The 26018-nt window shown below is 71.1% G+C and carries 27 protein-coding genes and 1 tRNA gene; 17 read left to right on the forward strand and 11 right to left on the reverse strand.

The features are described from left to right. Position 1: 1 nt before the first annotated feature. A complete protein-coding gene (locus ACFYZR_RS25170) occupies positions 2-1636 on the reverse strand; it encodes a CocE/NonD family hydrolase (protein ID WP_391914171.1) in 1635 nt (544 codons plus the stop codon). 262 nt (positions 1637-1898) lie between these two features. Here ACFYZR_RS25170 and ACFYZR_RS25175 point away from each other — a divergent pair, with 262 nt between their 5' ends. Beyond that, positions 1899-2765 carry an SAM-dependent methyltransferase gene (locus ACFYZR_RS25175; protein WP_391914173.1) on the forward strand — a complete coding sequence of 289 codons (867 nt, stop codon included), beginning with the start codon at positions 1899-1901 and terminating at the stop codon, positions 2763-2765. A gap of 97 nt (positions 2766-2862) precedes the next feature. Then, complete coding sequence (locus tag ACFYZR_RS25180) at positions 2863-3351, forward strand: glutathione peroxidase (protein ID WP_391913967.1); 489 nt, start codon at positions 2863-2865, stop codon at positions 3349-3351. 29 nt (positions 3352-3380) lie between these two features. Here ACFYZR_RS25180 and ACFYZR_RS25185 read toward each other — a convergent pair whose 3' ends face one another. Next, complete coding sequence (locus tag ACFYZR_RS25185; protein ID WP_391913969.1) at positions 3381-4508, reverse strand: PP2C family protein-serine/threonine phosphatase; 1128 nt, start codon at positions 4506-4508, stop codon at positions 3381-3383. A 128-nt stretch (positions 4509-4636) separates the two neighbouring features. Beyond that, on the reverse strand, positions 4637-5548 hold the full coding sequence (gene cynR, locus ACFYZR_RS25190) for a transcriptional regulator CynR (protein WP_391913971.1): 912 nt from the start codon (positions 5546-5548) through the stop codon (positions 4637-4639). Positions 5549-5672: 124 nt separating this feature from the next. On the opposite strand from cynR, the gene ACFYZR_RS25195 reads away from it, so the two are divergent. The 3 genes from ACFYZR_RS25195 (at position 5673) to ACFYZR_RS25205 (ending at position 7385) form a co-directional block, all read left to right on the forward strand. Then, entirely contained in the window at positions 5673-6278 is a 606-nt protein-coding gene (locus ACFYZR_RS25195; RefSeq protein ID WP_391913973.1) for a carbonic anhydrase, read from the forward strand. Between the two features lie 121 nt (positions 6279-6399). After that, on the forward strand, positions 6400-6870 hold the full coding sequence (cynS, locus tag ACFYZR_RS25200) for a cyanase (RefSeq protein WP_391913975.1): 471 nt from the start codon (positions 6400-6402) through the stop codon (positions 6868-6870). 47 nt (positions 6871-6917) lie between these two features. After that, on the forward strand, positions 6918-7385 hold the full coding sequence (locus ACFYZR_RS25205) for a nucleoside deaminase (protein WP_391913977.1): 468 nt from the start codon (positions 6918-6920) through the stop codon (positions 7383-7385). Positions 7386-7403: 18 nt separating this feature from the next. Here ACFYZR_RS25205 and ACFYZR_RS25210 read toward each other — a convergent pair whose 3' ends face one another. Beyond that, positions 7404-7958, reverse strand: coding sequence for a GNAT family N-acetyltransferase (locus ACFYZR_RS25210; protein ID WP_391913979.1), 555 nt, complete (start codon positions 7956-7958; stop codon positions 7404-7406). Positions 7959-8176: 218 nt separating this feature from the next. On the opposite strand from ACFYZR_RS25210, the gene ACFYZR_RS25215 reads away from it, so the two are divergent. Both ACFYZR_RS25215 and ACFYZR_RS25220 read left to right on the forward strand, forming a co-directional pair. Next, positions 8177-8437 (forward strand): hypothetical protein, encoded by a 261-nt coding sequence (locus ACFYZR_RS25215; protein WP_391913981.1) that lies wholly within the window; start codon positions 8177-8179, stop codon positions 8435-8437. Positions 8438-8604: 167 nt separating this feature from the next. Further along, a complete protein-coding gene (locus tag ACFYZR_RS25220; RefSeq protein ID WP_391913983.1) occupies positions 8605-9888 on the forward strand; it encodes a phosphatidylserine decarboxylase family protein in 1284 nt (427 codons plus the stop codon). Positions 9889-9957: 69 nt separating this feature from the next. Here the strand turns inward: ACFYZR_RS25220 and ACFYZR_RS25225 are convergent, their stop codons facing one another. Further along, positions 9958-11010, reverse strand: a complete 1053-nt coding sequence (locus ACFYZR_RS25225) for a saccharopine dehydrogenase family protein (RefSeq protein WP_391913985.1) — start codon at positions 11008-11010, stop codon at positions 9958-9960. Between the two features lie 126 nt (positions 11011-11136). Between ACFYZR_RS25225 and ACFYZR_RS25230 the strand changes: the two genes are divergently transcribed. Both ACFYZR_RS25230 and ACFYZR_RS25235 read left to right on the forward strand, forming a co-directional pair. Further along, positions 11137-12090, forward strand: a complete 954-nt coding sequence (locus tag ACFYZR_RS25230; protein WP_391913987.1) for a GlxA family transcriptional regulator — start codon at positions 11137-11139, stop codon at positions 12088-12090. 112 nt (positions 12091-12202) lie between these two features. Next, positions 12203-12688, forward strand: a complete 486-nt coding sequence (locus ACFYZR_RS25235; RefSeq protein WP_391913989.1) for a DUF5709 domain-containing protein — start codon at positions 12203-12205, stop codon at positions 12686-12688. A gap of 15 nt (positions 12689-12703) precedes the next feature. On the opposite strand, the gene ACFYZR_RS25240 is transcribed toward ACFYZR_RS25235, so the two are convergent. From ACFYZR_RS25240 to ACFYZR_RS25265, 6 genes are all read right to left on the reverse strand, one after another. Continuing rightward, complete coding sequence (locus tag ACFYZR_RS25240; protein ID WP_391913991.1) at positions 12704-13927, reverse strand: ferritin-like protein; 1224 nt, start codon at positions 13925-13927, stop codon at positions 12704-12706. 29 nt (positions 13928-13956) lie between these two features. Then, positions 13957-14571, reverse strand: coding sequence for a DNA-binding domain-containing protein (locus ACFYZR_RS25245; protein ID WP_391913993.1), 615 nt, complete (start codon positions 14569-14571; stop codon positions 13957-13959). After that, positions 14564-15493: a DUF692 domain-containing protein gene (locus ACFYZR_RS25250; RefSeq protein ID WP_391913995.1), complete on the reverse strand. Its 930-nt coding sequence runs from the start codon at positions 15491-15493 to the stop codon at positions 14564-14566. Before ACFYZR_RS25250 ends, ACFYZR_RS25245 begins: the two co-directional genes overlap by 8 nt. Continuing rightward, positions 15448-16251, reverse strand: a complete 804-nt coding sequence (locus ACFYZR_RS25255; RefSeq protein WP_391913997.1) for a hypothetical protein — start codon at positions 16249-16251, stop codon at positions 15448-15450. The genes ACFYZR_RS25250 and ACFYZR_RS25255 overlap by 46 nt, the downstream gene beginning before the upstream one ends. A gap of 26 nt (positions 16252-16277) precedes the next feature. Beyond that, positions 16278-17579, reverse strand: a complete 1302-nt coding sequence (locus ACFYZR_RS25260; protein WP_391913999.1) for a phophatidylserine decarboxylase associated domain-containing protein — start codon at positions 17577-17579, stop codon at positions 16278-16280. Between the two features lie 309 nt (positions 17580-17888). Further along, complete coding sequence (locus tag ACFYZR_RS25265; RefSeq protein ID WP_391914001.1) at positions 17889-19199, reverse strand: YhgE/Pip domain-containing protein; 1311 nt, start codon at positions 19197-19199, stop codon at positions 17889-17891. Positions 19200-19332: 133 nt separating this feature from the next. On the opposite strand from ACFYZR_RS25265, the gene ACFYZR_RS25270 reads away from it, so the two are divergent. The 8 genes from ACFYZR_RS25270 to ACFYZR_RS25305 all read left to right on the forward strand — a co-directional run bounded on the left by ACFYZR_RS25270 (position 19333) and on the right by ACFYZR_RS25305 (position 25995). After that, positions 19333-20007: a MerR family transcriptional regulator gene (locus ACFYZR_RS25270; protein ID WP_391914003.1), complete on the forward strand. Its 675-nt coding sequence runs from the start codon at positions 19333-19335 to the stop codon at positions 20005-20007. 87 nt (positions 20008-20094) lie between these two features. Then, on the forward strand, positions 20095-21225 hold the full coding sequence (locus tag ACFYZR_RS25275) for an ABC transporter substrate-binding protein (protein WP_391914005.1): 1131 nt from the start codon (positions 20095-20097) through the stop codon (positions 21223-21225). Positions 21226-21365: 140 nt separating this feature from the next. After that, positions 21366-22511, forward strand: coding sequence for an NADH:flavin oxidoreductase (locus ACFYZR_RS25280; RefSeq protein WP_391914007.1), 1146 nt, complete (start codon positions 21366-21368; stop codon positions 22509-22511). Between the two features lie 47 nt (positions 22512-22558). Next, on the forward strand, positions 22559-23203 hold the full coding sequence (locus tag ACFYZR_RS25285) for a CGNR zinc finger domain-containing protein (RefSeq protein ID WP_391914009.1): 645 nt from the start codon (positions 22559-22561) through the stop codon (positions 23201-23203). Between the two features lie 85 nt (positions 23204-23288). Then, entirely contained in the window at positions 23289-23720 is a 432-nt protein-coding gene (locus ACFYZR_RS25290; RefSeq protein ID WP_391914011.1) for a hypothetical protein, read from the forward strand. A gap of 82 nt (positions 23721-23802) precedes the next feature. Then, positions 23803-23875: transfer RNA gene (locus tag ACFYZR_RS25295), tRNA-Thr, on the forward strand. A gap of 82 nt (positions 23876-23957) precedes the next feature. Further along, complete coding sequence (locus tag ACFYZR_RS25300; protein ID WP_391914013.1) at positions 23958-24755, forward strand: CPBP family intramembrane glutamic endopeptidase; 798 nt, start codon at positions 23958-23960, stop codon at positions 24753-24755. Positions 24756-24972: 217 nt separating this feature from the next. Then, complete coding sequence (locus ACFYZR_RS25305; protein ID WP_391914015.1) at positions 24973-25995, forward strand: hypothetical protein; 1023 nt, start codon at positions 24973-24975, stop codon at positions 25993-25995. Positions 25996-26018: the final 23 nt, after the last annotated feature.

Raw genomic sequence — 26018 nt, forward strand, 5'->3', positions numbered from 1 at the left:
GTTACGCGTCGGGGCGCTCCGCGTCGTCGGGGCGCGCGGGCCCGGTGGCCAGGGGGAGGGTCAACGCCGAGTCCGCGTGCAGAGTGACCACGACCGGTACGAACACGGAGGCGTCGAGCGGCGACTCGCCGGTGCCCGGGTCGCGGGCGTAACGGGGATGGGCGCCCGCGCTGATCTGCCAGCGGAGCCGGTGCCCGGCGGCGAAGCGGTGGGCGGTGGCGCTCATCGGCACGGTGACCTCGGTGGGGGTGTGCCCGGCGGTCCGTATCCGGGCGACCCCGTCACAGACGTTGCCGGAACGGCCCTGTGCGTCCACGTCGCACAGGCGGGTGAAGACGACGGTGTGGCCCGTGTCGGAGGAGACGGTCAGCCGTGCGGAGACCGGGCCGAGGACGTCCAGGGACTCCGTCAACGGTGGGCCGGTGAAGGTCAGGACGTCGTCCCGGGCTTCGAGGGCGCTGTTGTCACGGGAGCCGGCGGTGGGGGAGAGGAGGGGGCCGCCGAGGGACGGGGTGGGCGCGGCCGGGTCGTAGCGGAAGGACGCCAGCGGCGCGGAGTCCGTGGGGGCCTGGCGGATGAGCTGGCCGCCCGGGGAGGGGAACCATGACGCGGCGGCCGTGGACGGCGGCCAGGCGTCGAGCTCGCGCCAGGCGTCCTCACCGCCGACGTGCACGCGCACGGGCGCGGGACGCAGGCCGGAGCGGTCGGCGCACAGGTGGGCGCGCAACCAGGCCAGGGTTTCGGTGAACACCTCGGTCCAGCCCTGCTGGAAGGCGGAGTTGTGTGTCCAGGGGCCGACGAGCAGGGAGGTCTCGCACCCGGCCCGGCGCAGCCGCGCGTACTGCTCGAAGGACTGGCCGGCCAGGACGTCGTGCCACCCCGTGATCAGACCGGTGGGCACGCTCGGCCGGTCCAGAGCCTCGTCCGGGCGCGCGCCCGACCAGTACGGGTCGTCGGCGTCCGGGTGTGCCAACGCGTCGTCCAGCCAGGACGCCTCGTCCCCGAGGGCGGGTGCGTACGCGCCGCGCAGTGGCCGAGCGGTGGTGATGCGGCGCATATGGCGCCGGAGCCGCAGCACGGCCTTGGTGAAGGGGACGGGGCCCCGGTGCTGGTGGGTGATGCCGAGGCAGGTGATGAGGGCGTTCTCCAGGTGGAGCGCGCCGTGGGCGTGGAAATAGCCATGGGGGTCGTGCAGGCCCGACTGCACCACCATCGCCTTGAGTTCCGGCGGCGGGTCCTGGGCGAGGGCCCACTGTGTGTAGCCCAGGTAGCTGGGGCCGGCCGTGCCCAGTGTTCCGTCGAACCAGGGGCGTTCCCGTAGCCATGCCACCGTGGCCAGGCCGTCCGCCGCCTCGTTGCGCCACAGGTGGAACCGGCCGCCCGAGCCGCCGGTGCCGCGACAGCTCTGGATCACGACGTGGAAGCCCTGCTCGGCGAAGAGGACGCCGTACAGGGACGACCACGGCAGTCCCCTGCCGTAGGGGGAGCGCACGAGGAGGGTGGGGAAGTCGCCCTCGGCGCGGGGGAAGTAATGGTCCGTGAGCAGCGGGCTGCCGTCGGCGGCCGGGACCACCAGCCCCGGCTCCCACCCGGCCCGGTACCGCCCGGCCGGGAGACGCCGCCAGGTGGCTCTCATCATCCGTGAGGACAGTGGAGGCCGTCCGGTGGGCGGCGTCCAGGCGGTCCTCGAAACGGTGGTGTGCGCGTTGGTTGTCATCGCTCCCCCTGGGAATGATTCCCGTGCTGGTTCTCGTACGTTGTACCAGAATAGCGTCCAGGAGATTCCCGACAACTGCCGGACCGGCCTGGCGTGGTGGCCGGGCGCGTGACTAGGGTCGGAGGGTGAGGGTGCCTCCGCAAAGCAGCGGCGGCCAGGGGAGCGGGAGGCGTTCGTGAGCATGGGCCGGCAGTGGGACGTGGTCTCGGGAGTCGGCGTCACGGCGCTGGCGGTGGCGGCCGCCCGGGCCGTCGAGACCAGCCGTCCCGACGCCCTGACCGAGGATCCGTACGCGCTCGGCTTCGTCGAGGCGGCCCGGGCGCCGGTGAAGCTGCCCACGTCCCAGGTCGAAGCCGCGGCGTTCGACGGACAGGGGTACTGGCTGGAGGCGACCACCTACGTCGCCGTGCGGACCAGAGCCTTCGACGACTACTTCCGGCGGGCCGCCGAAGCCGGCGTCACCCAGGCGGTGTTGCTGGCCTCGGGGCTGGACAGCCGGGCGTTCCGGCTCCCCTGGCCCGAGCACGCCGTCATATACGAGATCGACCAGCCCCTCGTCCTGGACTTCAAACTGCGGGTCCTGCGCGAACACGGGGCGACCGCCGGCGGCGTCCACCGGCCGGTGGGAGCGGACCTCCGGGAGGACTGGCCGACGGCGCTGGAAGCGGCGGGCTTCGACCGCGCGCGGCCCACCGCCTGGCTCGCCGAGGGCCTGCTGCCCTACCTCCCCGCGGAGGCCGAGGAAAGTCTCTTCCAGGAGATCCACCGGATCTCCGCCCCCGGGAGCCGGCTCGCGGTGGAGACCATCGGCGATCTGTCGGCCGGCCTCGCCGGCACCGCGGCGAACGACGGCGTCCGCACCCTGGGGGTCGACGTCCGCGACCTGATCCACACCGAACAACGGCCCGCGCCGGCGGACCGCCTGGCCGGTCTCGGCTGGAGCGTGCGCGAGGTGGCGGCCACGGAGGCCGCGGCGGACTACGGGCGCCCGCTGTCCCCCTCGTTCGCCGCCCGGGACGCGCGCTACGTCTTCGCGCACCGGCCGTAGCCCGGCCGGCCGGGCCGGGGCCACCAAACACCCGGCACACGTCTACTCTGCTTGCCCAGCACATGTTTCACATATTTCAAGGATCAGAAGGAGCGGCATGTCTGTTTTCGATGTGGAGATCGGCGCCCTGACCGGCGGCCCGGCCGACCTCGCCCAGTACAAGGGCAGGGCCGTCCTGCTGGTGAACGTCGCCTCCCGGTGCGGCCTGACCCCGCAGTACGCCGCACTGGAGAAGCTCCAGCAGCAGTACGCCTCGCGCGGTTTCACGGTCCTGGGCGTGCCCTGCAACCAGTTCATGGGGCAGGAGCCCGGCACCCCGGAGGAGATCGTCACCTTCTGCTCGGCCACCTACGGCGTCACCTTCCCCATGACGGAGAAGACCGACGTCAACGGCGAGGGGCGCCACGCCCTGTACACCGGGCTCGTCGGCACCGCGGACGCCGAGGGGCACACCGGGGACATCCGCTGGAACTTCGAGAAGTTCCTCATCGCCCCCGACGGCACGGTCGCCGCCCGCTTCTCGCCCCGGATCGAGCCGGACGCCGCCGAGGTCACCACCGCCATCGAAGCCGTCCTGCCCGCCTGAGCCGCCCCTGTTCACCGACCGCGCGATCGTCACCGCCCGGGTGCGGGGCCCCCGGGGCCCCGCACCCGGGCGATCGCCAGCAGCGCCATGTCGTCGGTGATACGGCCGCCCGTGTGATGGCCCACATCGGCCAGAAGGGCGTCGAGCAGGTCGTCCGGGCCCGAGAACTCCTGCCCGGTCAGCGCCGCGACGGGGTCGTAGAAGGCCCCGGAACGGTCCTTGGCCTCGGTGAGACCGTCCGTGTACAGCAGCAGACAGGACCCGGGCGGGAACGGCACCGTATCGGTCACGCCGTCGCCCGGGCCCAGCTCCGACAGGCACAGGGGAAGAGCCGGCACGGAAGGCTCCGCGCCGCGCACCTCGCCCGTGGGGCGCAGCACCAGCGGCGGCGGGTGGCCGCGGTTGAACAGGCGCAGTTCGTCGCCGGAGTGGGGAATCTCCGCGAGCACACCGGTGACGAAACCCTCCGTGCGCTCGAGCCCCGCCCGTCGTGCCGCTTCCCGGATCAGCGCCCTTTCGAGCCTGGCCGCGATGTCGGCGAGCGTGGGCTCCTCCTCGGCCGCCTCCCGGAACACCCCCAGCGCCACGTCCACCGCCTTGACCGCCCCCATGCCCTTGCCCCGCACGTCGCCCACCAGACAGCGCACGCCGTACGGGGTGTCCTGCACTCCGTACAGATCACCGCCGATCTGGGCCTCCTTCGTGGCCGACTGGTAGCGCACGGCGATCCGCAGCGATCCGATGGAGGTCGGCGGGTGGGGGAGCACGGCACGCTGCACGGCGAGGGCCACCTCCCGCGCCGACTCCAGCCGAACGTTCCGGTAGTGCATCAGGCGGTTGACGACGACGGCGAACGCCGACACGGTCGTCACCGTGGCCAGCTCGCTCCACCCGCTGGCGTCCCCGATGAAGCCGAAATGGGCGAGCAGGGCGAAGTCGGCGGCGATGGCACCGATGCCCGACAGGATCGTCGCGCGCAGTGACAGCAGCGCGGCGGCCGACATCGGCGCGGCGGTGTAGAAGGCCTCGGCGCTGAACCGGGGAGGGGTGTTGTAGTCGAGTACGGCACCACCGATCAGCAGGAGCAGCGGCAGCGCCTGGAGGTGGCGCAGGAACCACCGCAGCGCCTCCGTGCGCCCCGTGCTCGGTGCCTTCACGTGGCCGCTCCGCTCTCCCGCGAGTACGAGCCGTACGTCACGCTCCAGCATCCTCGGGTCCGATCATGGCTGCCAGCCGTGGGGCGGCCGTACGGGTGCGGCGCGCGCCCACGGGGAGCCATGGCGGGTCACGTCGCGGGGGCGTACCCGCGGCTGCGCACGAGGTCGTGGGTGAGCCGGGTGAAGGCCTCGGCCGCCGCGCTGCGGTAGGTGCCCTCGCGGGTGAGCAGGGCGACGGTGCGCGTGGGCAGTGGCGGGTCGAGGGGGACGGGGGTGAGGTGGGGGTGGTCGTGGGTGATGGCGTCCGGGAGGACGGTGGCCAGGGGAGTGCGCTGGACGATCTCGGTGAGGGCCTGGATCGAGTTGGCCTCCACGGCGATACGGGGGTGGACGCGGTGGTGGGTGAAGTAGGCGTCGATATGGCCCCGGGTCGCGAAGTCGGCGCTGAGCAGGGCGAGATGACGGCTGTTCAGCTCCCCGGCCGGCATGGGCGTGGGGGGAGCTGAGAGAGCGGTGGGCGCGCCGCCGGTGACGAGGACGAGGGTTTCGGTGAACAGGGGCGCGGCGGTGACACCGGGCAGATGGGAGCCGGTGAAGGCGATGCCCAGGTCGATGTCGTCGGCGAGCAGCGCGGACTCGATCCGGTCCTGGGGCGCCTCCGTCACGGACAGGGTGATACCGGGATGGCGGGTGTGGAGCCCGGCGGTGAGCGGGCCGACGAGATAGGCGGTGAAAGTGGGGGTGACCCCCAGGCGGAGGTGGCCCCGGGAGAGGTCGTGCACATCGTGCACGGCGCGTTCGGCGGCGGCGAGGTCGCGCAGCGCCCGCCGGGCGTGGTGCAGATAGGCCTCACCGGCGTCGGTGGGCCGTACGGTGCGGCCGGTGCGGTCCAGGAGCTGCACGCCCAGCGTGCGCTCCAGCTGTTTGACCTGCTGGGACAGGGTGGGCTGGGAGATGTGCAGCTCCTCGGCGGCACGGGTGAAGTTGCCGTGCTCGGCGACGGCGAGCAGATAGCGCAGGTGGCGGAGTTCCAGGGCCATGGAAGCAACTATAGATGCGAGCTATAAGAGTCATGGTCAATGACTATTGGACTCTATAGGTGCAGGTCGTGCATGGTGGATCCCGTCGGCCCCACGGGGTCGGCCACACCGAAGGGAGTGACCCATGCCAGACCTCGCCGAAGGCGTCGCGCGTTTCCAGCGGAACGTCTTCCCGGCCAAGGCGGAGCTGTTCGCCCACCTTGCCGCGCACCACACACCGCACACGTTGTTCATCGGCTGCTCCGACGCCCGCGTCGTACCCGAGCTGATCACCCAGGGCGAGCCGGGTGAGCTGTTCGTCATCCGCACCGCCGGGAACCTCGTCCCCGCCTACACCCCCGGTGCCAACGGGGTGACGGCCAGCATCGAGTACGCCGTCGCCGTGCTGGGCGTGACCGACATCGTGGTGTGCGGGCACGCAGCCTGCGGCGCGATGACGGCCCTGGCCGAAGGCCACGACCTGTCCGGCGCGCCGGTGGTCGCCGACTGGCTGCGGCACGCGGACGCCGCCGTGGCCCGCACCGCCGACCTGGCGGCCGGTCCGGAGAAGGTCGGCGCCCTGGTCCGCCAGAACGTGTACGCGCAGCTGACGAACCTGACCACCCACCCCTCGGTCGCCCGGGCGCTGGCGGAGAGGAAGGTGACGCTGCACGGCTGGGTCTTCGACATCGCCACCGGGCGCGTCGAGGCTCTCGAACCCACCGGCACGGGCACCGCCCTCGCGTCCTGACCGCGGCCTGGACCACCACACCCGCGAACCCACCACACCCACGAACCCGCCACACCCAAGAACCCGCCGCTCCCGCGGTCTCCCGCGAGGACCGGCACCCCCCCGAAAAGGAGCCCTTCTCATGGTGCACGCCCAGTTCGACCCCACCGCCCGCCAGGCCCTGGCCGTCCAGGCCGTGGAGGCCAAGGTCCGCAAGGACCTCACCTGGCAGCAGATCGCCGACGCCTCCGGCCTGTCGGTCGCCTTCACCACCGCCGCCGTCCTCGGCCAGCACCCCCTGCCGAAGGCCTCCGCCGAGGCCGTGGCCGAGCTGCTGGGCCTCGACGAGGACGCGGCGATGCTGCTCGGGACCGTCCCCACGCGCGGCTCGATCCCCGGCGGCATCCCCACCGACCCGACGATCTACCGCTTCTACGAGATGCTCCAGGTCTACGGCACCACCCTCAAGGCCCTGGTCCACGAGCAGTTCGGTGACGGCATCATCTCCGCGATCAACTTCAAGCTGGACGTGAAGAAGGTCGCCGACCCCGAGGGCGGCGAGCGCGCCGTCATCACCCTGGACGGCAAGTACCTGCCGACCAAGCCCTTCTGACCCCGGTCCGTCACGCAGCCGTAGTGACATCCTTCCGAAGGAGCCCCATGGACTTCGCGCAACGCACCATCGACCTCGCCCGCCGGAACGTCGCCGAGGGCGGCCGTCCCTTCGCGACCGTCATCGTCAAGGACGGCGAGATCCTCGCCGAGAGCGCCAACAAGGTGGCGCAGACCAACGACCCCACCGCGCACGCCGAGATCCTCGCCGTCCGCGAGGCCTGTACGAAGCTCGGCACCGAGCACCTGACCGGTACCACCATCTATGTGCTGGCCCACCCCTGCCCGATGTGCCTGGGCTCGCTGTATTACTGCTCGCCGGACGAGGTCGTCTTCCTGACGACCCGCGACGCCTACGAGCCGTACTACGTCGACGACCGCAAGTACTTCGAGCTGAGCACCTTCTACGACGAGTTCGCCAAGAACTGGGACGAGCGCCGGCTGCCCCTGCGGTACGAGCCCCGCGAGGACGCGGTGGAGGTCTACCGCTCCTGGCAGGAGCGCAACGACGGCTGAGAGCCGTCGACGGAGCGCCTATAGGACGCCAGGGGCCCCCGCGGGCCCCTGGCGCAGCGGCTTCTCGACCCAGGCGACGTCCCAGTACGTGCCGAACTTGCGCCCCACTTCGTGGAGGACGCCCGCCGGCCGGAAGCCGAAGCGCTCGTGGAGCCGCATCGACGCCTCGTTGGGCTGGGTGATGCCCGCGTAGGCGCGGTGGACGTCCTCCGTGGCCAGGGCCTCGAACAGGGCGCGGTACAGCATGCCGCCGAGGCCGCGGCCGGTGTGTTCCGGAGCGAGGTAGACACTCGTCTCGACCGACGTCTCGTAGGCCTGCTTGGCACGCAGCGGGCCGCTGGTGGCGTACCCCAGCACGGTGCCGGCTTCCTCGGCGACCAGCAGCCTGTGGCGCCCGGTGGCGGGATGGTCGGCCAGCCACTGCCGCCGGTCCTCGACGGTGACGGGCTCGATGTCGAAGGTGATGGGGGTGCTGGTCACATAGTGGTTGTAGATGTCGGTGAGCTGCTTCAGATGGCTTTCGGTCCCCGGCCGGATCCGCGTTCCGGCTGTTACGGCGGTGCTGTGCTCCATGTGTCGCTCCCTTCTGGAGGAAGCGACTGTAGTAGAGGTGTGTTACAGGTATATATCCGTGTATTTCCGTCATGGGGATGCCGACGACAGGCGCCGCGGAGCTCATGTGTCCGTCCGTTCGCCGTTGAGGGTGGTTTCCGGGAAAGCCCGCACACGGCCGGACGTGCCGTGGAACCGTCGCTAGCCAAGAAATCACCGGCGATGTCACGGAGGTTCCTATGTTCAGCTCCAAGCGCGCGAGCCGCATCCGCGCGCTGGCCCTCACCGCGCTCACGGCCGGCCTGTTGTGCGGCGGCATGGCCACGAGCGCCAGTGCGGCCGACGGGTCCTCGACGTCCACCGACGGCACGGGGAAGAACCGTGAGGTCACGCCCGCCGACCGCGTGCTCGCCGGGCTCACCCACACGGTCACCGGCCTGATGGGTAACCCCACCGCGGCCACCCGGATCCTGCCCGCCCCCGGGGCCCTCGGCGGCTGACGCGGGCGGGAGAGGCCCGCCGCGTCGCGGCGGGCCTCTCCCGGCTCGGTGTTCGAAGGCAAACAGCCATGTCCGAGATGGCTTGATTAGCGATTCGCAGACGATTCCCGGCCCTGGAGGATGTGTCCCGCTGATCCGGAGACCCAGGAGCACTAGGGAGTGCGGCCATGACCGCTGTCATCACCCCGCAGGAACTCCACACGCGCTACCAGAAGACCTTCGGCCGGGCCGGTGGCTATCTGCCGAGAAACCCGCTGGCGATCGACGAATTCCACCGGGGCATCGCCCAGCGGGCGGCGGACCTCAAGAAGGACCTCGACCCCACCGTGCAGGAGCTGGCGGACTTCATCCACTCCGACCTCACCACCCGGATGTATGTGAAGAACATGCTCCTCGAGGTCCCGGAGGCGCACCGCCACATCCACACCGTGGACGACCTCATCGAGCACCTCAACGTCGTCGTCCGGTGGGCGCCCGCGTACAACCGCAACCCGCTCCACCAGATATTCCTGCCGTTGTCGGCACTGTTCGGGTACATGCGGCTGACGCCGTCGGGTTCCGTCGTGTTCCGTATGCCGCAGTTCAACGACAAGCTCCGGCCGGTCCTCCGGAAGTGGTGCGCCTACCTGAACAGCGAAGAGAGCGCCCATGTGCTGAACAGCCGTGAAAGCGGCTGGTTCTCACAGCCCGCCGTCGAGATGAACAAGCTGTACGAGTACGAATGCTGGGACCGGCGCGACGAGAAGCACTGGGGGTTCACGTCCTTCAACGACTTCTTCCACCGTCGCATCAAGGACGAACTCCGGCCGCTCGCCGGGAACGGCGATCCCGGTGTCATCGTCGCCCCGAACGACGGAACGGTCTACAACATCCAGCGCGGAGCGGCCAGGGAGACGGACTTCTGGCTCAAGGAGCAGTACTCGCTCAGCGACATGCTGCGCGCGCCGGAGTGCGGGGACGAATACGTCGGCACCTTCGTCGGCGGTGACGTGTACCAGTCGTTCCTCTCCGTCAACAGCTTCCACCGGTGGACCGTGCCCGTGGACGGGACGGTCAAGCACCTGGAGATCGTGCCGGGCCTGATGTTCAGCGCCGCCTGGAAGGAGTCGCCCGACCCGACGACGTGGACCCACTCGCAGAGCTACCAGGCGCATGTGAACACCCGCGGGCTGGCGTTCATCGAGTGCGGCGAGGAACTCGGCCGGCGCATGGTCTGCGCCGTGGTGATCGGCATGGAGGAGGTCTCGTCGGTCTCCTGGTCGGTCGGTGTGGGCGACGAGGTGCGAAGGGGCCAGGAGCTGGGGTACTTCAGCTACGGCGGGTCCAGCATGGCCCTGGTCTTCGAACAGGGCGTCGTCGACGAGTTCACCGTTCCCCAGAACGACCCCCACGCGCACCCGGACGACGGTCCGACGGTCTTCGCGCGATCGCAGATCGCCCGCGCCTGCTGAGAGGCGAACCAGGGCGTGACGGCCGCGCCGGGATCCGGTGCGGCCGTCGACGGCGGCGGGATCGAACGGTCAGTGAGCGAACTCGACCGAGACGTGCGGGGCGAGCGACACCAGGAAGTCCCGCGCGTCGAAGAGCTCCCCCGGGGAAGCCACCCCGGCCGTCCTCGTCCGCCCGTCGAGGACACGGCTCACCGCCTCCACCGCCAGGGGCGCGCTGACGGCGTAGATGTCCCGGCCCCGGGCCACGGCGCGGCGTTCGGTGCCGCCGGACCGTACGACCGCCTCGACCAGGAAGGTCTGGGCCGAGCGCCCGCGGTCGTCGACCGGGGCCGGAGCAGGTGCGCCGGGGGCCAGTACGTCCGTGACGGCGCCGGAGGTCATACAGGTGTGGATGACGGGCACGGTGACATGCCGTGAGATCGTCACGCTGTCCGCCGTGGTGAACTCCTCCACCACCGCCTGGCTCCCCACCGGCGAGGGGAAGGACCACCGGCCGGTCGGCGCCGTATCGGTCCGCAGCTCCAGCCGGCCGTCCGCGTGCACGAGACGACGGCCCCCGCGGCGTTCCCTGGAGACCCGGGACGAGGCGCGGGTCCCGGCGGTGGGGTGCCAGCTGCTCAGCGCATAGGCGAGGGACACCTCGTCGGCCGACCGCCGGCCGTCCAGCGCGGCGGTCACCAGCAGATCTCCCAGGCCGCCGAAGAACGCCATCGCCGGGACGACCACGATCCCCGCGGCCCGTGCCCGCTCCGCGAAGTGCGTGAACGTGTCGGCGACGGCCTCCACCTCGCCCGCGACGTCCACGTAGGGGATCCGGGCGCGCAGCGCCGCCTCGATCACGGGGGAGGCCGTCCCGGCGAACGGGCCCGCGCAGTTGATCACGGCGTCCGTGCCGGCCAGCGCGCGGTCCAGCGAGGCCGGGTCGTCGGCCACCGTCGGCCGGACGTCGAGCCCGGGGCGTACGCCGGAACGGTGGCCGGCCAGCGCGTCGAGCCGGCCGGTGTCACGGCCGCACAGGACCGGCCGCAGGCCGCGGTCCAGGAGTTCGGCCACCACGAAGCGCCCGGTGTGTCCGTAGGCGCCGAGGACGGCCACCTTCCCGCTCGTTCCCGTCGTTCCCATGAGTGCTCCCCGTCGTCGTTCATGTTCCGGTGATCCATCGACGTGATCCATCGACCGGGACAGGCTCTCCCGCGGCGGGCGGGGGCGGCGAGTGTCGGGAGTGCCACGCCTCGTACAGTTTCGGACATGACTACCGTCGCGCTGGCCGTCACCGACGGGGTGAGCCACTTCGAACTCGCCGCGCCCTGCGAGGTGTTCGGCGTCGACTGGTCCAACCTCGCCGACCCGTGGTACGAACTCACCGTCTGCGGGCCCGCCGGCGCACGGGTCGGCGGCCGGTTCCGGCTCGAACCCGACGAAGGGCTCGAGCGGCTGGTGCGCGCGGACACGGTGATCGTCCCGGCCTGCGCGGACATCGACGAGGACCCGCCCGGCGAACTGGTCGACGCCGTGCGCGCGGCACACCGGGCCGGCGCGCGGATCGTCTCGCTGTGCACGGGGGCGTTCGTGCTGGCCGCCGCCGGCCTGCTGGACGGCCGGCGGGCCACCACGCACTGGCTGCACGCCCCCGCCCTGGCCGCCCGGTACCCCGCGGTCCGGGTCGACCCGGACGTGCTCTACGTCGACGACGGCGGCGTGCTCACCTCCGCGGGCAAGGCGGCGGCCATGGACCTGTGCCTCCACCTGGTCCGGCTCGACCACGGCTCGGCCGTCGCCAACGCGCTGGCCCGCCGCCTGGTCGTACCGCCCCAACGGGAGGGCGGTCAGGCCCAGTTCGTCACCACCCCGGCGCCCGAACCCCGCTCCCACGCGCTCTCCGGCCTGTTCGCCTGGGCGCTGGCGCGGCTCGACCGGCCGCTGACGGTCGAGGACCTCGCCCGCCAGGCGAACATGAGCTCACGGAACCTGGCCCGCCACTTCAACGCCGTCACCGGCACCACCCCGCTGCGCTGGCTGCGCACCCACCGTATCCACCGCGCCCAGGAGCTCCTGGAGACCACCGACGACAGCGTCGAGGCCATCGCCGAGGCCACCGGCATGGGCACGGCCGCCTCGCTGCGCCGGCACTTCAACCGGACGGTCGGCGTGCCCCCGGACACCTATCGCCGCACCTTTCGCGGCAGAACAACCAGTGGTTGAAAGTGATACTTACTCCCTGTCGCCCTCCGAGGAGCGCGGGGCGGCCGGACAGGGGAGACTGGAGGTGTGCCGTAGTCCCGGGAGCGCGCGGGAGGAGGAAGGGTAGGGGACGATGTCCGACGACGTGATGGGTGACGAGGTCTATCAGCCGGCCCGTTCGGACCGCCGGGACAACCCCGGTGACCTGGACCTGGAGAACGCCCTCGACGGTGACCTCCTCGACGAGGTGCTCGACGCGGGCTACTCGCCCCCCGAGAGGCCGCTCGGCGTGGGCCACCACGGCACCACGGCCCGGGAGCAGCGGGAGCGCGAGAGCCTCGACCAGCGGCTCGCCGAGGAGGTCCCCGACATCACGATGCCCGACGGGGACGGCATCGGCGATCAGCCCGGCGGCGACGGCGAGCCGATCGACGAGGAGGTCGGTGACGCGCGGGCCGGCCGGCTCACCGCCACCATCGACGCCATGCCGCCCCGGCGCAATGACGTCTTCGCCCGGGACGTGGGCATCGACGGCGGCGCGGCCTCCGCGGAGGAGGCGGCGATGCACATCGTGCCCGACGAGCCCGTGGTCGAGTTCGGCGAGGACATCGGGGCGTGAGCCGGCGCGGGCTGTCTAGATGGTGAACTCGGGCAGCAGCTTGATCTGGTGCAGCACTCCGTCGGCGCCGCCCAGCTGCGGGTAGGCGGCCATCAGCTTGGAGTCGGTGCACAGGTCGATGAGGGCCTGCTTGGGCGAGGTTCCCAGATCGTGGTAGCCGAACGTGGGACCGGCGTTCCCGCCGTCGAGGGGCGTACTGACCAGGAGTCCGGCGACGGGCGAGAGGACGCCCTGCATGGCGGCGACGAAGCCGCGCTCAAGGCCGTAGCGGACGGACTTCGGGTCCGCCGTGTGGGGCGCGGGGTCGTCCGCCGGGGTCTGGTAGAGCTTGTCGAGCAGCGCCAGGACGTAGCAGTAGGCGGCGTCGGAGAGCTGCGCCAGCGTCTGTACCGGGCCGGTGCAGTCCGTCGCCTTGGGGTCCGTCACCACCGGCCAGACGGCGTCGTCCCCGCTGTCGATGGTGTACTTCTGCTTTCCGGAGTCGTCGTACACGACGCCGATGCCGTCCACGTGATCGCGGACGCGGGTGAACTTCTGGTAGTGGGAGTCCTCGTTCTCGTCCGGGGCGCCTTCGCCCTGTTCGACGATGATGTAGAGGGCGTCCAGCGCGCTGCCCTCGTCCACGACCGGGAGAGGCTTGGGCGGCCCGCCCCACTGGTTCCAGTAGCCGCGCTGGTACTGCTGCTGCCAGCGGGTGTTCTCCGGCCCCCACTTGATCTGGTCGCTCAGGGTGACGATGCCCTTGCCGATCGCGTCGTACAGCTCGCCCAGCGTGTGGTACTCGTCGTCGGAGGGCTTGGAGGCCTGCTGTTGCCTGGTCTCGGGAAGCTCGACCTCCATGAACCCCTCGACGGCGGCCGTCGAGATGCGCTGCAAGTGCAGCGTCAGGGGAGGGACGCGGTGGAGCATGTCACCGGGGTAGGTGGGGATCGTGGCCTCGGAGTAGAAGCGGAACTCCTTCCCGTCGACCACCTCGCACTTGGTCGCGGTCATCACGTTGCGCACCAGGGCCATGTGCAGCATCTCCTCGATGGCGATGCCGATGAGGGTGCGCTGCGCCGAAGCGCCCTGGGCCCACTGCGAGTAGCCGGAGGTCTTGATGGAGTAGGCGGCGTAGAGGTAGGGCGGGATGGTGGAGAGTTCGATGCGGGCCGCGTCGGCCAGGTGCCGGGCCAGCTCGTCGCGGGTGGTGATGCCGTCGATCGCCCGGACGGCCGAGCGGGTGGTGAGGTGGGGCATGTGCTTCCTCCAGTGCGTTCGGTTCCGTGTCAGGCGGCCGGTGGCGGCCGGGACGCGGCGAGGTCGTGGACGACCACGGTGCCGTCGCGGCGGGTGAGCGAGAGGAACACCGGTTCGGCGTCGGGTGGTTCCGGTTCCTCGCCGCGGCGGACGGCGGCCGCGTAGCGGTGGACCGGGAACCGGGCCTCGAAGAGCCGTCCGGTGTCGGATCCGGTGCTGGGCGCGTCGAGCGTGGCGGCGAAGTCCCGTTCGAACCGGGCCAGATCGATCAGGAGATCGATCCAGGCCTCGGGCGGAGTGCCCTCCGACGCCGCGTCCGGCCTGGTACGGGCCAGGTGATCGGGGAATCCCGCGCCGAGGCCGTCCAGCGTGGGGGAGCGGGACGGATGCGCGTCCAGGTACTCCATGGCGAACCCGTCGAAGAGCTCGCGCCCCAGGAGGTGGACCATCGCGGGGTACTGGCCGCGCAAGCACCCCAGTAGCCGGAGCCGGTAGCCGCGGTAATAGACGCGGAAGCGTTCCTCGGCCGACATGCGTCCCGAGGCGGTGAACACCTCCTCCAGATGCTCGGCCCTGCCGGGGTGCAGCAGGGCCGCTTGCATCCATCGCTGTATCTCCGCGAGCGATCGCGGGACGTCAGCCATGGTCGCCGCCCCTCGGGACGCCGTCGCATGCCGCCGCCACCGCCCTGGCCCTGTCGAGCTCGGCCTGGAGGACGGGGAAGGGCGGCAGGCTGTCGTCCCGTTCGATGACCGTGGCGGCGCCCCCGGTGAGCTCCACGGCGAGCCGGTAGAGCTCCCAGACCCGGTCGGGCACCTCGGCGTCGTGGGTGTCGATGAGGTGGGTGCCGTAGTCGGTGTGCCTGGCCAGGTGCATCTGCCTCACCCGGTCGTGCGGAAGGGCCTTGAGGTATACCTCGGGGTCGTAGCCGTGGTTGACGGCGGAGACGTGCACGTTGTTGACGTCGAGCAGCAGCCCGCAGTCCGCGTCCTCGGCCAGCCGGCTCAGGAACTCCCACTCGGTGAGGGTGGAGGCGCGGAACTCCACGTAACTGCTCGGGTTCTCCAGGACGAGCGGGCGTTCCAGCACCTCCTGCACGGTCCGGGCGCGGCGTACGACGTGCCGCAGCGATTCCTCGGTGAAGGGGAGCGGCAGCAGGTCGTGGGTGTGCACGCCGAGCACTCCGGTCCAGCACACGTGGTCCGACACCCACGGCGTGTCCACCGCGTCCGCCAGCCGCTTCAGTCGGCGCAGGTAGTCGCGGTCGAGCGGGTCGGTGCTGCCGATGGACAGCGACACCCCGTGGAGAACGATCGGGTAGTGCTCGGTGATCTCGTCCAGGACGCGTCGGCGGTCGGTGCCGGGTTCCAGATAGTTCTCGGAGATGATCTCGAAGAAGTCGACGGGCGGCCGGTGCGCGCGGATGTAGGGGATGTGCGGCCCCCGCAGCCCGAGCCCGAACCCCGGGTGAGGGGTCGCGCGCTCGGGTCGCGCCGCTGTGCCGTCCGTCTTCCCCGGCGCTATTGCTGCCCCTGGGGTGCCAGGACCGTCACGTGGAACTCGCACCGCGCGTCGTCGTCCTCGGCCGTCACGGTCACCCATTGGTCGCCGGGGCTCGTGTGTCCGGCGTAGAGGGGGTCGGCGGTGGCCACCCCGTCGCTGTCGGTGGTGACCGTGGAAGTGGCACTCTGTGGCCGGCCGTCGGGCTTGAAGTACAGGACGGCCGCGTCCTCGGCCGGGATGGTGAAAGTGATCCGCGCGCCGGGCAGATGCCTGCCGACGCTGTTGCGGGCGATGGCCACCAGGTCCGGGAAACGCACCCCCTCGTGGGCGCGGGGGTTGTCGGCGGAGGCCCGGAACAGGGCGGTGACCTTGTCGGAGGTACCGGCCTGGGGCGGGGTGAGACGGTCGTACTCGGGGAAGCGGTCGTCCGGGACGCCCTGCCCGGGGGCGGGGCCGAACGCCTTGCCCGCCGCGTACATCCGTGCCTCGAAGAGGCGGCGCGCCTGCTGCCAGACGCTCTTGCCCTTCATCGGGCCGCCGGAGAAGACCCGGCTCTCGTTGATGGGGCTGGCGCAGCTGCCGTTGTAGCGGCAGGCCTGTTCGCCGGGGTGGAACTGCTCGAAGTCGTCACCGGCGTAGCCGCATCCGCCCTGCCCCCGGCAGGCTCCCTCGCCGTGGCACACGTGTTGCACGGTGGCGCACTGGCCGGTGCCCGCCATGGTGGCGGTCCTGTCGGCGTCCTGGCCCGCGCAGGAGTTGAGGCCCATGCAGACGTGGAGCTCCTCGCCCGTCGTCGGCCGGCCGCAGAGGTTCGCTTCCATGGCCTGACCTCCCCTCTCGTCGCCCCTCATGCCTTGTCGCCGGTGCGGGCGATCTTGGCGTTGACCTTGATCGGGGCACCCTTCTCCATGTCGCCGGTGGTGTTGTCCGGCACGAGGAACTCGCCGATGGCCCCCTTCTGGAACAGCAGGCACAGGCTGGAGCCGCCGTAGCTGAAGTAGCCGAGCTGGTCGCCCTTGGTGACCTGGTCGCCGGGGCGCACCGTGAGCGTGACGGACGAGATCTCGGTCATGCCCAGGGGCATGACGCACACCATGCCGATCGGCGCGGGGCACTCGATGAACACGAGTCCCCGGGTGTTCACCGACGCCCCGTAGACCTGTGACTGGGTGCCCGCGTTGGGCTCCTCCACCCCTTCCAGCTCGGTGAACATCAGGGCCTCGACCACGCGGGCACTGTGGACGACGCCGGTCACGGGAGCGTGCCAGCGGTGGTAGTCGCCGCCCGAGAGGAACGACTGGAAGACGTCGCCGCCGATGAAGGAGTCGGTCAGGTCACTGCCGTCGAGCATGTCGGAGAGGGAGTAGTACTGCCCCTTGGCCCAGAACTTGTCGGTGCGCTGGATGTTCCGCCGGATCCGTACGACCTTTCCGTCGTTCGCGGAGACGATGGTGCGGGGGTCGTCCTTGCCGTCGACGGGCCGGGCGCCGTCGTTGAGTTCGCGGTGGAAGAACGCGTTGAAGGAAGGGAACCCGCCGTGGGGGTCCTCCGGGTCGATCCGGAACTGGTCGAGCCCCAGCTCGTCCCAGGCCGCCGCTGACAGCCAGCCGTCCATCCGGTTCAGCACGTCCTGGCTGTCCGCGCTGTCCAGGTGCGCGCACCACTCGCGCAGGATGCCGAGCAGCGCCCTGTTGAAGCCCTGGTCGCGGAAGACCGCGTACCCCGGCTCCGTCATCATCATGTAGACGAACAGGGACGACATGGGGAAGAAGTTGCGTTCCGGGTCGCCCTGCGGGAGGTACCGGGGAGTCGACGTGACGATACAGTCCAGGTGATCGAGCAGGTCGGGGACGTCGTTCACCTTGTGCTTGGCCTCGGGGTGCTTCTCGTTCGCGTCGTCGATCATCCGGCTCACATACATCCGGACGATCCCGTCCCGCTCGATCAGCCGCGCCAGATCGTCGACGGAACGACGCCGGACGATCGCGTTCCGGGCGCGCCTCTCGTGGACGCCGCGGCTGAACTCCTCCAGCCACGCGTCGAGTGCCGCCCGGTTCTTCGGCAGATAGCCGGCGGCCCGTCCGAACGAGTTCTGGTAGCGGGTTTCGAGCTGCTGTGCGGTCCATGTCTTGCCGGTGTTCCGGGGCATGGGATGCCTCCTCACTCGGGTTCGCGGCGGCCCACGTTCCCGGATCCCGCCGAGGCGGCTCAACCCCGCGTCGTGGAGGTGGGACAGGGAACAGGACACCGCCGTCGGGTGTGAACCGCCGTGTCGAGCGGGGCCGCGACGCGGGGGAGCGAGGAGGGGGCGGGGACACGCGCGGAGAAGGAGCCGGCCGTGGGTGCCGCATCTTGGCCTATTCTCAACTGCCTTGGAAAAAACACCAGTTGGTGTGAGAAAACAGTGAGGGCGGGGTCCTTTCGGACCCCGCCCTCACTGTGTGCCCTCGGCGCTACATCAGGCCGCCGCGGCCGCCGGCACGGCCTCGTCGGCCGGCTCGGTGGGACGGGGGATGCGGTCCAGGCCCTTGCGGTCGTAGAACCGGGTGACACCGAAGCCGAAGAGCAGGGCGACGACCAGGGCGATGCCCATGGAGATCCAGGCGCGGGTCAGGCCGGCGTCGGCCTGGGCGCCGTAGTAGAGGATGGAGCGCATACCGCCGGTGATCTGGCGGAGCGGCTCGAACTCGGAGAGCCAGCGGAAGAACCCGGGCAGCGCCTCCAGCGGCACGGTCGCGCCGGAGGAGGGGACGGCCATGGCGACGAAGACGATGGCCGAGAGCAGCATGCCGGGGACGCCGAACACGGAGAGGAGCGTCAGGGCGCTGATGCCGACGACGGCGATCGTGGCCACGGAGTAGACCCACAGCAGACCGAGGTGGGAGGCGTCCATGCCGAGGATGCCGACGGTGGCGCCCTCGACGATGGAGCCCATCACCACCGAGAAGGCGAGCATCAGGAGGGAGCCGATGGCCAGCGTGCGCACGCGGCTGGTGTGCCGCAGGGGCTGCCGCATGCGGAAGGGGCCGAAGTCGGAGTGGAGGTAGCCGAGCGCGGTGTCGACCTGGTTGGTGATCGCGTTGGCGCCGAGCATGCCGCAGACGACCAGGACCAGCGCGTAGTAGAAGGCGCTCAGGCCCATGGCGCTGTGCGTGCCGAGCGGGTGGCCGTCGGCGACCTGCACGGACACGGGGTCGGCGAGCATCAGCTTGGCGGCCGGGGCGAGCGGCGCCTTCTGGGCGGCGGCGCGGTCGAGGAGCTGCTTGCCGAGCTGCGCGGAGGCGCCGTGGGCGGCCTTCTGTGTGGCCTGGCTGGCCATGGACGAGCCGAAGCTGCCCGCCGACTGGTTGGTGAGCACCGTCAGGGCGGGACGGGCCGGCTGGGCCTGCTGCTGCGGGCTGGTCAGCCCGCTCACCGCGGCGGTGAAGTTCTGCGGGACGACGATCGCGCCGTAGAGCTTGCCCTGGCCGAGCTTCTTGTCGGCCTCCTGGCGGCTGAGGACCTGCCAGTCGAAGCTCTTGTTGCCCTCGGCGGACTTCTTGATACCGGAGACGACCTGCTCGCCGAAGTTCAGGTGCTTGCCGTTGGCGTCGAGCCCCTTGTCGCTGTTGACCAGGGCGACGGGAAGGTCGCGCAGGTTGCCCTTGGGGTTGACGTTGCCGCCCACGTACAGCAGGGCGAACAAGGTGGAGACCACCGCGAGGATGAGGCCCGTGCCGATCCACAGCCGTGGGCTGCGGAGCACGGACGGGGACGGGAGGGAAGGCATGGGCGCTCCGGAGTAATGACGCAGAGTAGCTAGATATCGAAGGTATCCAGGTGCTAGATAGTGGCAGTATCTAACAGGGGTGTCCAATCGTTGAATGCGGATACCCGGTTCGCACCATCAGCGAGGAAGCCGCATGAAGATCTCGGAGCTCAGCCGCAGAGCCGGCGTGCCGGTCGCCAGCATCAAGTACTTCCGGCGCGAAGGCCTGCTGCCCGCCGGCCGGGCGACGGCCGCGACGCTGGCCGAGTACGGGGAGGAGCACGTCCAGCGGCTGCGGCTGATCAAGGCGCTGACCACGCTGGGAGGGCTGTCCATCGCCGCCACCCGGGACGTCCTGACGGCCGTCGGCGAGGCCCACACCACCGAGGGGAAGCTCGGTGCGATCAGCTACGCCCTGCCGGTGCCCGTCGCCGAGCCGCCCGTCGCGGACTCCGGCCAGGCCGCGGCGGACCAGGCGGCCGCCGAGGCGGAGGTGGCGGACCTGATCGCGGCCATGGACTGGCAGACGCCCGAGACCTCCCCGCACGTACGGGGGCTGACCGAGGCGCTGAAGGCCCTCGGGCGGGTCGACGCGGACTACCGGCCGGGCGAGCTCGCCGCCTACGCGGCACTGGCCAACTCCATCGCCCGTCTGGACCTGGAGCGCGCGGCCACCTTCGGTGACGATCCGGAGGCCGTGGCCGAACGGGCGGTCATCGTCTTCGCCCTCTCCGCCCCGGTGCTGGAGCTGCTGCGCCGGCTCGCGCAGGAGGACCAGGTCCGCCGCCGCGTCGCGGAGCGCGGCGAGGGCGGCGAACAGCTTTCTTGAAAGTTCAATGACACCGGCCTAGGGTGAGCTCCGGGCAACTTCTTGAAAGTTCAAGAAGTCCCGTTCCCCCCTCATGAAGGAGTCGTTGTGAAGTCCACCCGGAAGGCCTGGGCCACGGCCGTCGCCCTCGGCGTGCTCGCCGCGAGCGGAGCCACCGTCGCCGCCGCCACCCCCTCCGCTCACCCCACGACGAAGAGCGCGAGCGAGGACCAGCAGCTCCAGAAGCTGTACAAGGACGCTCTGGCCGAGGGCGGCCGCCTGGTCGTCTACGCGGGCGGCGACAAGCCCGGCCAGGCCGACTACCTCAAGAACGCGTTCCTCAAGCAGTTCCCCCAGATGAAGGTCGACACCGTCGTCGACTTCAGCAAGAACCACGACGCGCGCCTCGACAACCAGATAGCCGAGCACAAGGTCGTGGCCGACGTCGTCCACCTCCAGACCCTCGACGACTTCCCGCGCTGGAAGAAGGAAGGGGCGCTCATGCAGTACAAGCCGGTGGGCTGGAACAAGGTCTACGACCAGATCAAGGACAAGGACGGCTACTACACCGGCCTGTTCTTCATCGCCTTCGCCAACGTCACCGCCACCACGCTCGGCGACAACGCGCCCGTCGAGGCCGCGGACTTCCTCAAGCCCGAGTTCAAGAACAAGCTCGTCTTCACCTACCCCAACGACGACGACGCCGTCCTCTACTACTTCAAGCAGCTCACGGACAAGTACGGCTTCGACTACCTGAAGAAGCTCCTCGCCCAGAACCCCAAGTTCGTCCGCGGCACGGCCGACGCCTCCGCAACGGTCGGCACCGGCGGCTACGTGGCGAACTTCGGCAGCTCGGGCAGCTCCAGCGGCCTGTCGAAGACGAGCACCCCGCAGAAGTCGCCCTGGGTCGCCTGGCCGCAGACCGGCGCCATCCTCAAGGACGCCCCCCACAAGGCCGCGGCCAAGCTGTACCTGAGCTGGCTGCTGTCGAAGCAGGGGCAGGAGGGCCGCTGGAGCGCACGGACGGACGTCGCCACCCCGGCCGGGCGCAAGAACATCTTCGACTACGACAACATGAACCCGCTCGGCCTCGGCCGGTTCATGAGCGACCGCGCCGCCCTGGACCGCTTCAAGGCGCGCATCAGCCTCTACGTCGGTGACGTCAAGGGTGCGGACCCCGCCGACCCCGAGGGCAAGCTGGGCCTGTACCCCGTCGACCAGAACGGCACGCAGGGCTGACGTCCCGCGAACGGGAGAACACGGCGGCCGCACCCGGAGCTCAGGGGTGCGGCCGTTTCCGCGCCCCGGGAATGCGACATAGCCAACACCGGTTACGGCTATGTCATCGATATGGCGTACCGAGTGGAGGACGATCTCCCATGACCACGACGACACCCGCGACCTCCGGCGCGACCGAGCTGCCCTCGCGAGCCGCGCGCCTGCTGGGCCGCCCCCTCGCCCTGGGCGATGTCACCCTGGCCAACCGCATGGTGATGGCGCCCATGACGCGCCGCTTCTCACCGGGCGGGGTGCCGGGCGAGGACGTCGCCGCGTACTACGCCCGACGGGCGGCCGGCGGCGTGGGCCTGATCATCACCGAGGGCACCTACGTGGGACGCGACGCCGCCGCGGCCTACGACAGCGTGCCCCACTTCCACGGCGAGGAGGCCCTGGCGGGCTGGGCCCGGGTGGCCGAACGGGTGCACGAGGCCGGCGGCCGCATCATGCCCCAGCTGTGGCACACCGGCGTGGCCCGCCCCGACGGCGCCGCACCGCTGGGCGTACCGGCCGACACCCCGTCCGGGATCGACCTCGACGGCCGCCCGCACGGCAAGGAGATGACGCGGGCCGACATCGACGCGGTGGTCGCGGCCTTCGCCCGGGCCGCCGCCGACGCCGAACGCGCCGGCTTCGACGGCGTCGAGCTCCACGGCGCCCACGGCTACCTGATCGACACCTTCCTCTGGCACGGCACCAACAAGCGCACCGACGCCTACGGCGGCGACGTGACCTCCCGCGCCCGCTTCGCGGCCGAGATCGTCGCGGCGGTGCGCGCCGCCGTCTCGCCCGGCTTCCCCATCGTCTTCCGCCTCTCGCAGTGGAAGTCCGAGCACTACGACGCCCGGATCGCCGAGACCCCGCAGGAACTCGAGCAGGTGCTCGCCCCGCTCGCGGCGGCGGGCGTCGACGCCTTCCACGCCTCCACCCGGCGCTACTGGCTGCCCGAGTTCGCGGACGGCGACCTCAACCTCGCGGGCTGGACGAAGAAGCTCACCGGCAAGCCCGCCATCACCGTCGGCTCGGTGGGCCTGGACCAGGAGTTCAGGGGCGCGCGCAACAGCACCGACCACGCGGGGGTCACCGGCATCGAGCCGCTCCTGGACCGCCTCGAGCGCGACGAGTTCGACGCCGTCGCCATCGGCCGGGCCCTCATCTCTGACGCCGAGTGGCCCGCCAAGGCCCTCACGGACCGGCTCCACGAGGCCGTTCCCTACCACGTCTCGCAGCTGGGCACACTGGTCTGACCCCGGCGCCGCCGGCGCACCGGCTTCCCGGAAGGACGGTTCACACGATGACCTGGCCCGCGACGGCACGTTACGGCCTGGAAGCGGCTCCCGGCGGCCTCGGCCTCGTCCAGGACCTGCTCAACACGGCCGCCGTCGAGGCACCCGGCTCCGTGGACCTCCTCGCCGCCCCCGACGACGCGCGGGCGTGGGCCGACGCGGCCACCGCACGGTGGACCGCCGTCACCGGGCAGCCGGTGCCCCCCGTGCGCCTCGACGCCGAGGAGGCCGACAAGCTGCGGGCGTTCCGCGACGACCTGCGACGGCTGATCACCGAAGGCGCCGGGGGCGAGCCCGGTGCGGCCCTCCGCGCGGCGGTCCCGCACCGCGGCTCGGCGGCGCTGCGGCTCGGCGAGGACGGCGTCGTCCGCCTGGAGCCGTGCGGCTCGGGCCGACGGCTCCTGGCCGCCCTCGTCCTGGTGGCCGTCTTCGAAGCGCAGCGGGACGGCACATGGTGCCGCCTCAAGACCTGCCGTGCCCCGCGCTGCCACATCGCCTTCTACGACCGTTCGCGCAACAACAGCGGCGTCTGGCACGAGGTCAAGTCCTGTGGCAACGCGGCCAATCTGCGCGCCTGCCGGGCCCGCCGACGGGCCCGGGAAGCCGGGCCGGGGACGGAGGAGGCGCCGGGCGGCCATCACCCACACCGGTGAGGTTCGCGACGGTCCGCACCCGCGCGCGACGGGAAGGAGGAAGGCTGGCCCCCGAACCCGACACGACCGGCCACGAGGTGGAGCGATGACGACGACCCGGCTGCTGACAGCTGCCCTGACCGCGGCCCTTGCCCTGACCACCGCACCCCTGGCGTCCGCGACGACACCGTCCGCGGCCCCGAAGCCCCCGAAGCAGAGGCATCTGCGCATCACCAACCAGGACAACAGACAGTCCTTCACGGTGCACAAGGGCGACGAGATCACCGTCCGGCTCTCGGGGGAGCGGACGCCCGGCTCGACCTGGGCGTGGAGCGTGCCCACGGCCGCCGACGGCGCCGTGCTGCGCCGCGGCGGCGCCGGCACGGCCCCGAACGGCGACACCACGGCCGTCTTCCACGCCCAGGCGGACGGGACGACCACCCTGGACTCCCAGCTGAGGTGTGTCGCCAATGAGCCCGGCCACGCGTGCTCGCAGGCGGTCGTTCCTTGGCAGACCACCGTGCGCGTGCGGCGGTAGGCAGCGCGATGACCGCCCGGCGCGGCTCCTCCGGGCGGTCAAAAACCCGTATGACCATGGGGTATGCTTTTTCCTGTCGCCGGCCCCAATAGCTCAGTCGGCAGAGCGTCTCCATGGTAAGGAGAAGGTCAACGGTTCGATTCCGTTTTGGGGCTCCGAGACGGAAGGCCTCCACCGATACGGTGGAGGCCTTCCGCGTACCGATGGCGATCCCCGCTCGCGCGGAACGAGGTAACCATGGGTTCCCCCTCATCCGCTTCCCGCGCCCGGGGCACGCGGGCGCCCCGCGCCGCCCGTGACTGGTGCCTGGTCGTCGCCGGGTTCCTGCTCGCCTTCGGGCTGTCGAGCGCCGTCGCCGTACAGATCCTGCTGACCGGGCACATCGATCTCCCCGACCGGGCCGTTCGCCATCTCCCCGGTATGAAGGCGGGCTTCCTGGTCGCCGCCGTCGCGATGGCGCTCGCCCACCGGTGGCTCGGCCACAGCGCCGCCGACCTGGGCCTGGCGGCACGCCCCCGCCACCGGTTCCCCTACGGCGGACTCGGCGCCGCCGGGGCGGCCTACCTCGGCATGTGGACCGGCTTCGAGGTGATGCGGCTCTTCCCGTCACCCGGATATGCCCCCACCGGCCGAACCGGCGCCGGCGAGCAACTGCTGGCCAACCTCCACAGCGCCCTCGTCGAGGAGACCCTCCTGCTCGCCCTGCCCATGGCGGTGATGACGCGGCTCCTCTGGCCGTGGTGGGCCCAGCTCGCGGTCCTGACCGCCCTGCGCGTCCCGTTCCACCTCTACTACGGGTACGGCGCGTTCGCCCTCTGCCTGATCTGGATGGGCGGATACCTCCTCGTCTACCGGCGGACCCGGATCGTATGGCCCTTCATGCTGGCCCACTTCGTCTACAACTCGGCCCATGCCGACTACCTGCCGACCGTACTGAGACCCCTGCTGGGGCTGGCCTTCTGGCTCCTCGGCGCCCTCGCCCTCGTCCGCCTGGCCAGGGACACGAAATGGCCATCCCGTCGCCCACACGGATGAATCCGTCAAAACCGCCATCTGATTGTCGGGCGATACCGCTTCCATGGACCCGTCGTCGGGAAGTCGCGCGCGCATTCGGGAGGGCCGGTTGGACCGCCGTACGTTTCATGGCCGACTTTTTTCGCTGGGGAGCCTGACGGCGGCCGGGGCGCTGCCGGGGGCGTGGGGGAGCGCGGCCGCCGCGCCGGTCCGTCGGGCCGGGCCGGGCAGCGAGGAGGTGCCACCCCGGCGATCGGTGGTGGAGTACGAGCTGCCGCCCGCCGAGGAGACGCACGAGATCGTCAAAATCCCCGGCGAGCCGCTGGCCCTGGTGTCGCAGATGTCCAACAGCCATCTGGTGAAGCTGAGCCTCGACCCGAGCACCGAACAGGTGACCGGCGTCAAGGCGTTCGCGCTGGGGCCGAAGGACGCGATGCTGCACGGACTGGCGATCTCGGAGCGCCACCCCGGACGGATCTGGGCCACGCACGAGGGCGGGAACAGGCTGCTGCTGGTCGATCCGAGGGCGGACGAGCCCGATGCCGCGCCGCGCGTCGAGCGGGAGATCGGCATCCCGGGCGGCGGCCGCGGCCCGCACTACGTCAACGAGTACGGCGACACGCTGTGGGTGACGCTGAAGGGGAGCGACCAGGTCCTGGCCCTGGACCACACCAGCCCGGAACGCTTCCGGCTGTTCGAGGCGAAACCGCACCCCATCTTCGCCGCCCGGCACCCCGCCAGCGGCGACTTCTACGTCAGCCAGGACAGCGCGAGCACGATCCTGCGGATCGACCCGAGGAGCGGGCGCACCACGCAACTGCCGGTCCCGGCCGAGCGGGGCAGCACCCCGGTCGGGCTGATCGGCGGAGCGGGCGGGGTCTGGGTGGTGCTGCTCGGCACACAGAAGGCCGGGACCGGCACGTTCGGCCGGATCGACGAGGACGGCGGGATCGCCTGGCACCGGCTGCGCGCCCCGCTGGGCCGCTCGGCGTCGCTGCTGCACCTGGCCTTCGGGCCGACGGGGCGCGGGCGGGAGCCCGTGCTGTGGCTGCTGGCGTCGTCGATCGTCTCCGACGACGCACGGGATCTCGTCATCCGGGTGCGGTTCGACCCGTCGTGGACGCGGATCGTCGAGGAGGAGTACGCGGCGCTGCCGACGCAGATGTGCAAGGCGCATCGTTTGCTGCCGCTCGAGAACAGCGTGCTCGCCACCGAGCTGACGACCGCCACGGTGGCACAGCTGACCGTCGCCCGGGAATGACGCCCGGTCAGGGCGGGCGGCAC

The sequence above is a fragment of the Streptomyces sp. NPDC001678 genome (genome assembly GCF_042892945.1).
Classification (GTDB): Bacteria; Actinomycetota; Actinomycetes; order Streptomycetales; family Streptomycetaceae; genus Streptomyces.

What these genes read in the sequence shown, in the direction of transcription:
- ACFYZR_RS25170 (WP_391914171.1), bottom strand. Translation starts at nt 1,636, where the DNA reads ATGAGAGCCACCTGGCGGCGTCTCCCGGCCGGGCGGTACCGGGCCGGG.
- ACFYZR_RS25175 (WP_391914173.1), top strand. Translation starts at nt 1,899, where the DNA reads ATGGGCCGGCAGTGGGACGTGGTCTCGGGAGTCGGCGTCACGGCGCTG.
- ACFYZR_RS25180 (WP_391913967.1), top strand. Translation starts at nt 2,863, where the DNA reads ATGTCTGTTTTCGATGTGGAGATCGGCGCCCTGACCGGCGGCCCGGCC.
- cynR (WP_391913971.1), bottom strand. Translation starts at nt 5,548, where the DNA reads ATGGCCCTGGAACTCCGCCACCTGCGCTATCTGCTCGCCGTCGCCGAG.
- ACFYZR_RS25195 (WP_391913973.1), top strand. Translation starts at nt 5,673, where the DNA reads ATGCCAGACCTCGCCGAAGGCGTCGCGCGTTTCCAGCGGAACGTCTTC.
- cynS (WP_391913975.1), top strand. Translation starts at nt 6,400, where the DNA reads ATGGTGCACGCCCAGTTCGACCCCACCGCCCGCCAGGCCCTGGCCGTC.
- ACFYZR_RS25205 (WP_391913977.1), top strand. Translation starts at nt 6,918, where the DNA reads ATGGACTTCGCGCAACGCACCATCGACCTCGCCCGCCGGAACGTCGCC.
- ACFYZR_RS25210 (WP_391913979.1), bottom strand. Translation starts at nt 7,958, where the DNA reads ATGGAGCACAGCACCGCCGTAACAGCCGGAACGCGGATCCGGCCGGGG.
- ACFYZR_RS25215 (WP_391913981.1), top strand. Translation starts at nt 8,177, where the DNA reads ATGTTCAGCTCCAAGCGCGCGAGCCGCATCCGCGCGCTGGCCCTCACC.
- ACFYZR_RS25220 (WP_391913983.1), top strand. Translation starts at nt 8,605, where the DNA reads ATGACCGCTGTCATCACCCCGCAGGAACTCCACACGCGCTACCAGAAG.
- ACFYZR_RS25225 (WP_391913985.1), bottom strand. Translation starts at nt 11,010, where the DNA reads ATGGGAACGACGGGAACGAGCGGGAAGGTGGCCGTCCTCGGCGCCTAC.
- ACFYZR_RS25230 (WP_391913987.1), top strand. Translation starts at nt 11,137, where the DNA reads ATGACTACCGTCGCGCTGGCCGTCACCGACGGGGTGAGCCACTTCGAA.
- ACFYZR_RS25235 (WP_391913989.1), top strand. Translation starts at nt 12,203, where the DNA reads ATGTCCGACGACGTGATGGGTGACGAGGTCTATCAGCCGGCCCGTTCG.
- ACFYZR_RS25240 (WP_391913991.1), bottom strand. Translation starts at nt 13,927, where the DNA reads ATGCCCCACCTCACCACCCGCTCGGCCGTCCGGGCGATCGACGGCATC.
- ACFYZR_RS25245 (WP_391913993.1), bottom strand. Translation starts at nt 14,571, where the DNA reads ATGGCTGACGTCCCGCGATCGCTCGCGGAGATACAGCGATGGATGCAA.
- ACFYZR_RS25255 (WP_391913997.1), bottom strand. Translation starts at nt 16,251, where the DNA reads ATGGAAGCGAACCTCTGCGGCCGGCCGACGACGGGCGAGGAGCTCCAC.
- ACFYZR_RS25260 (WP_391913999.1), bottom strand. Translation starts at nt 17,579, where the DNA reads ATGCCCCGGAACACCGGCAAGACATGGACCGCACAGCAGCTCGAAACC.
- ACFYZR_RS25265 (WP_391914001.1), bottom strand. Translation starts at nt 19,199, where the DNA reads ATGCCTTCCCTCCCGTCCCCGTCCGTGCTCCGCAGCCCACGGCTGTGG.
- ACFYZR_RS25270 (WP_391914003.1), top strand. Translation starts at nt 19,333, where the DNA reads ATGAAGATCTCGGAGCTCAGCCGCAGAGCCGGCGTGCCGGTCGCCAGC.
- ACFYZR_RS25280 (WP_391914007.1), top strand. Translation starts at nt 21,366, where the DNA reads ATGACCACGACGACACCCGCGACCTCCGGCGCGACCGAGCTGCCCTCG.
- ACFYZR_RS25285 (WP_391914009.1), top strand. Translation starts at nt 22,559, where the DNA reads ATGACCTGGCCCGCGACGGCACGTTACGGCCTGGAAGCGGCTCCCGGC.
- ACFYZR_RS25290 (WP_391914011.1), top strand. Translation starts at nt 23,289, where the DNA reads ATGACGACGACCCGGCTGCTGACAGCTGCCCTGACCGCGGCCCTTGCC.
- ACFYZR_RS25300 (WP_391914013.1), top strand. Translation starts at nt 23,958, where the DNA reads ATGGGTTCCCCCTCATCCGCTTCCCGCGCCCGGGGCACGCGGGCGCCC.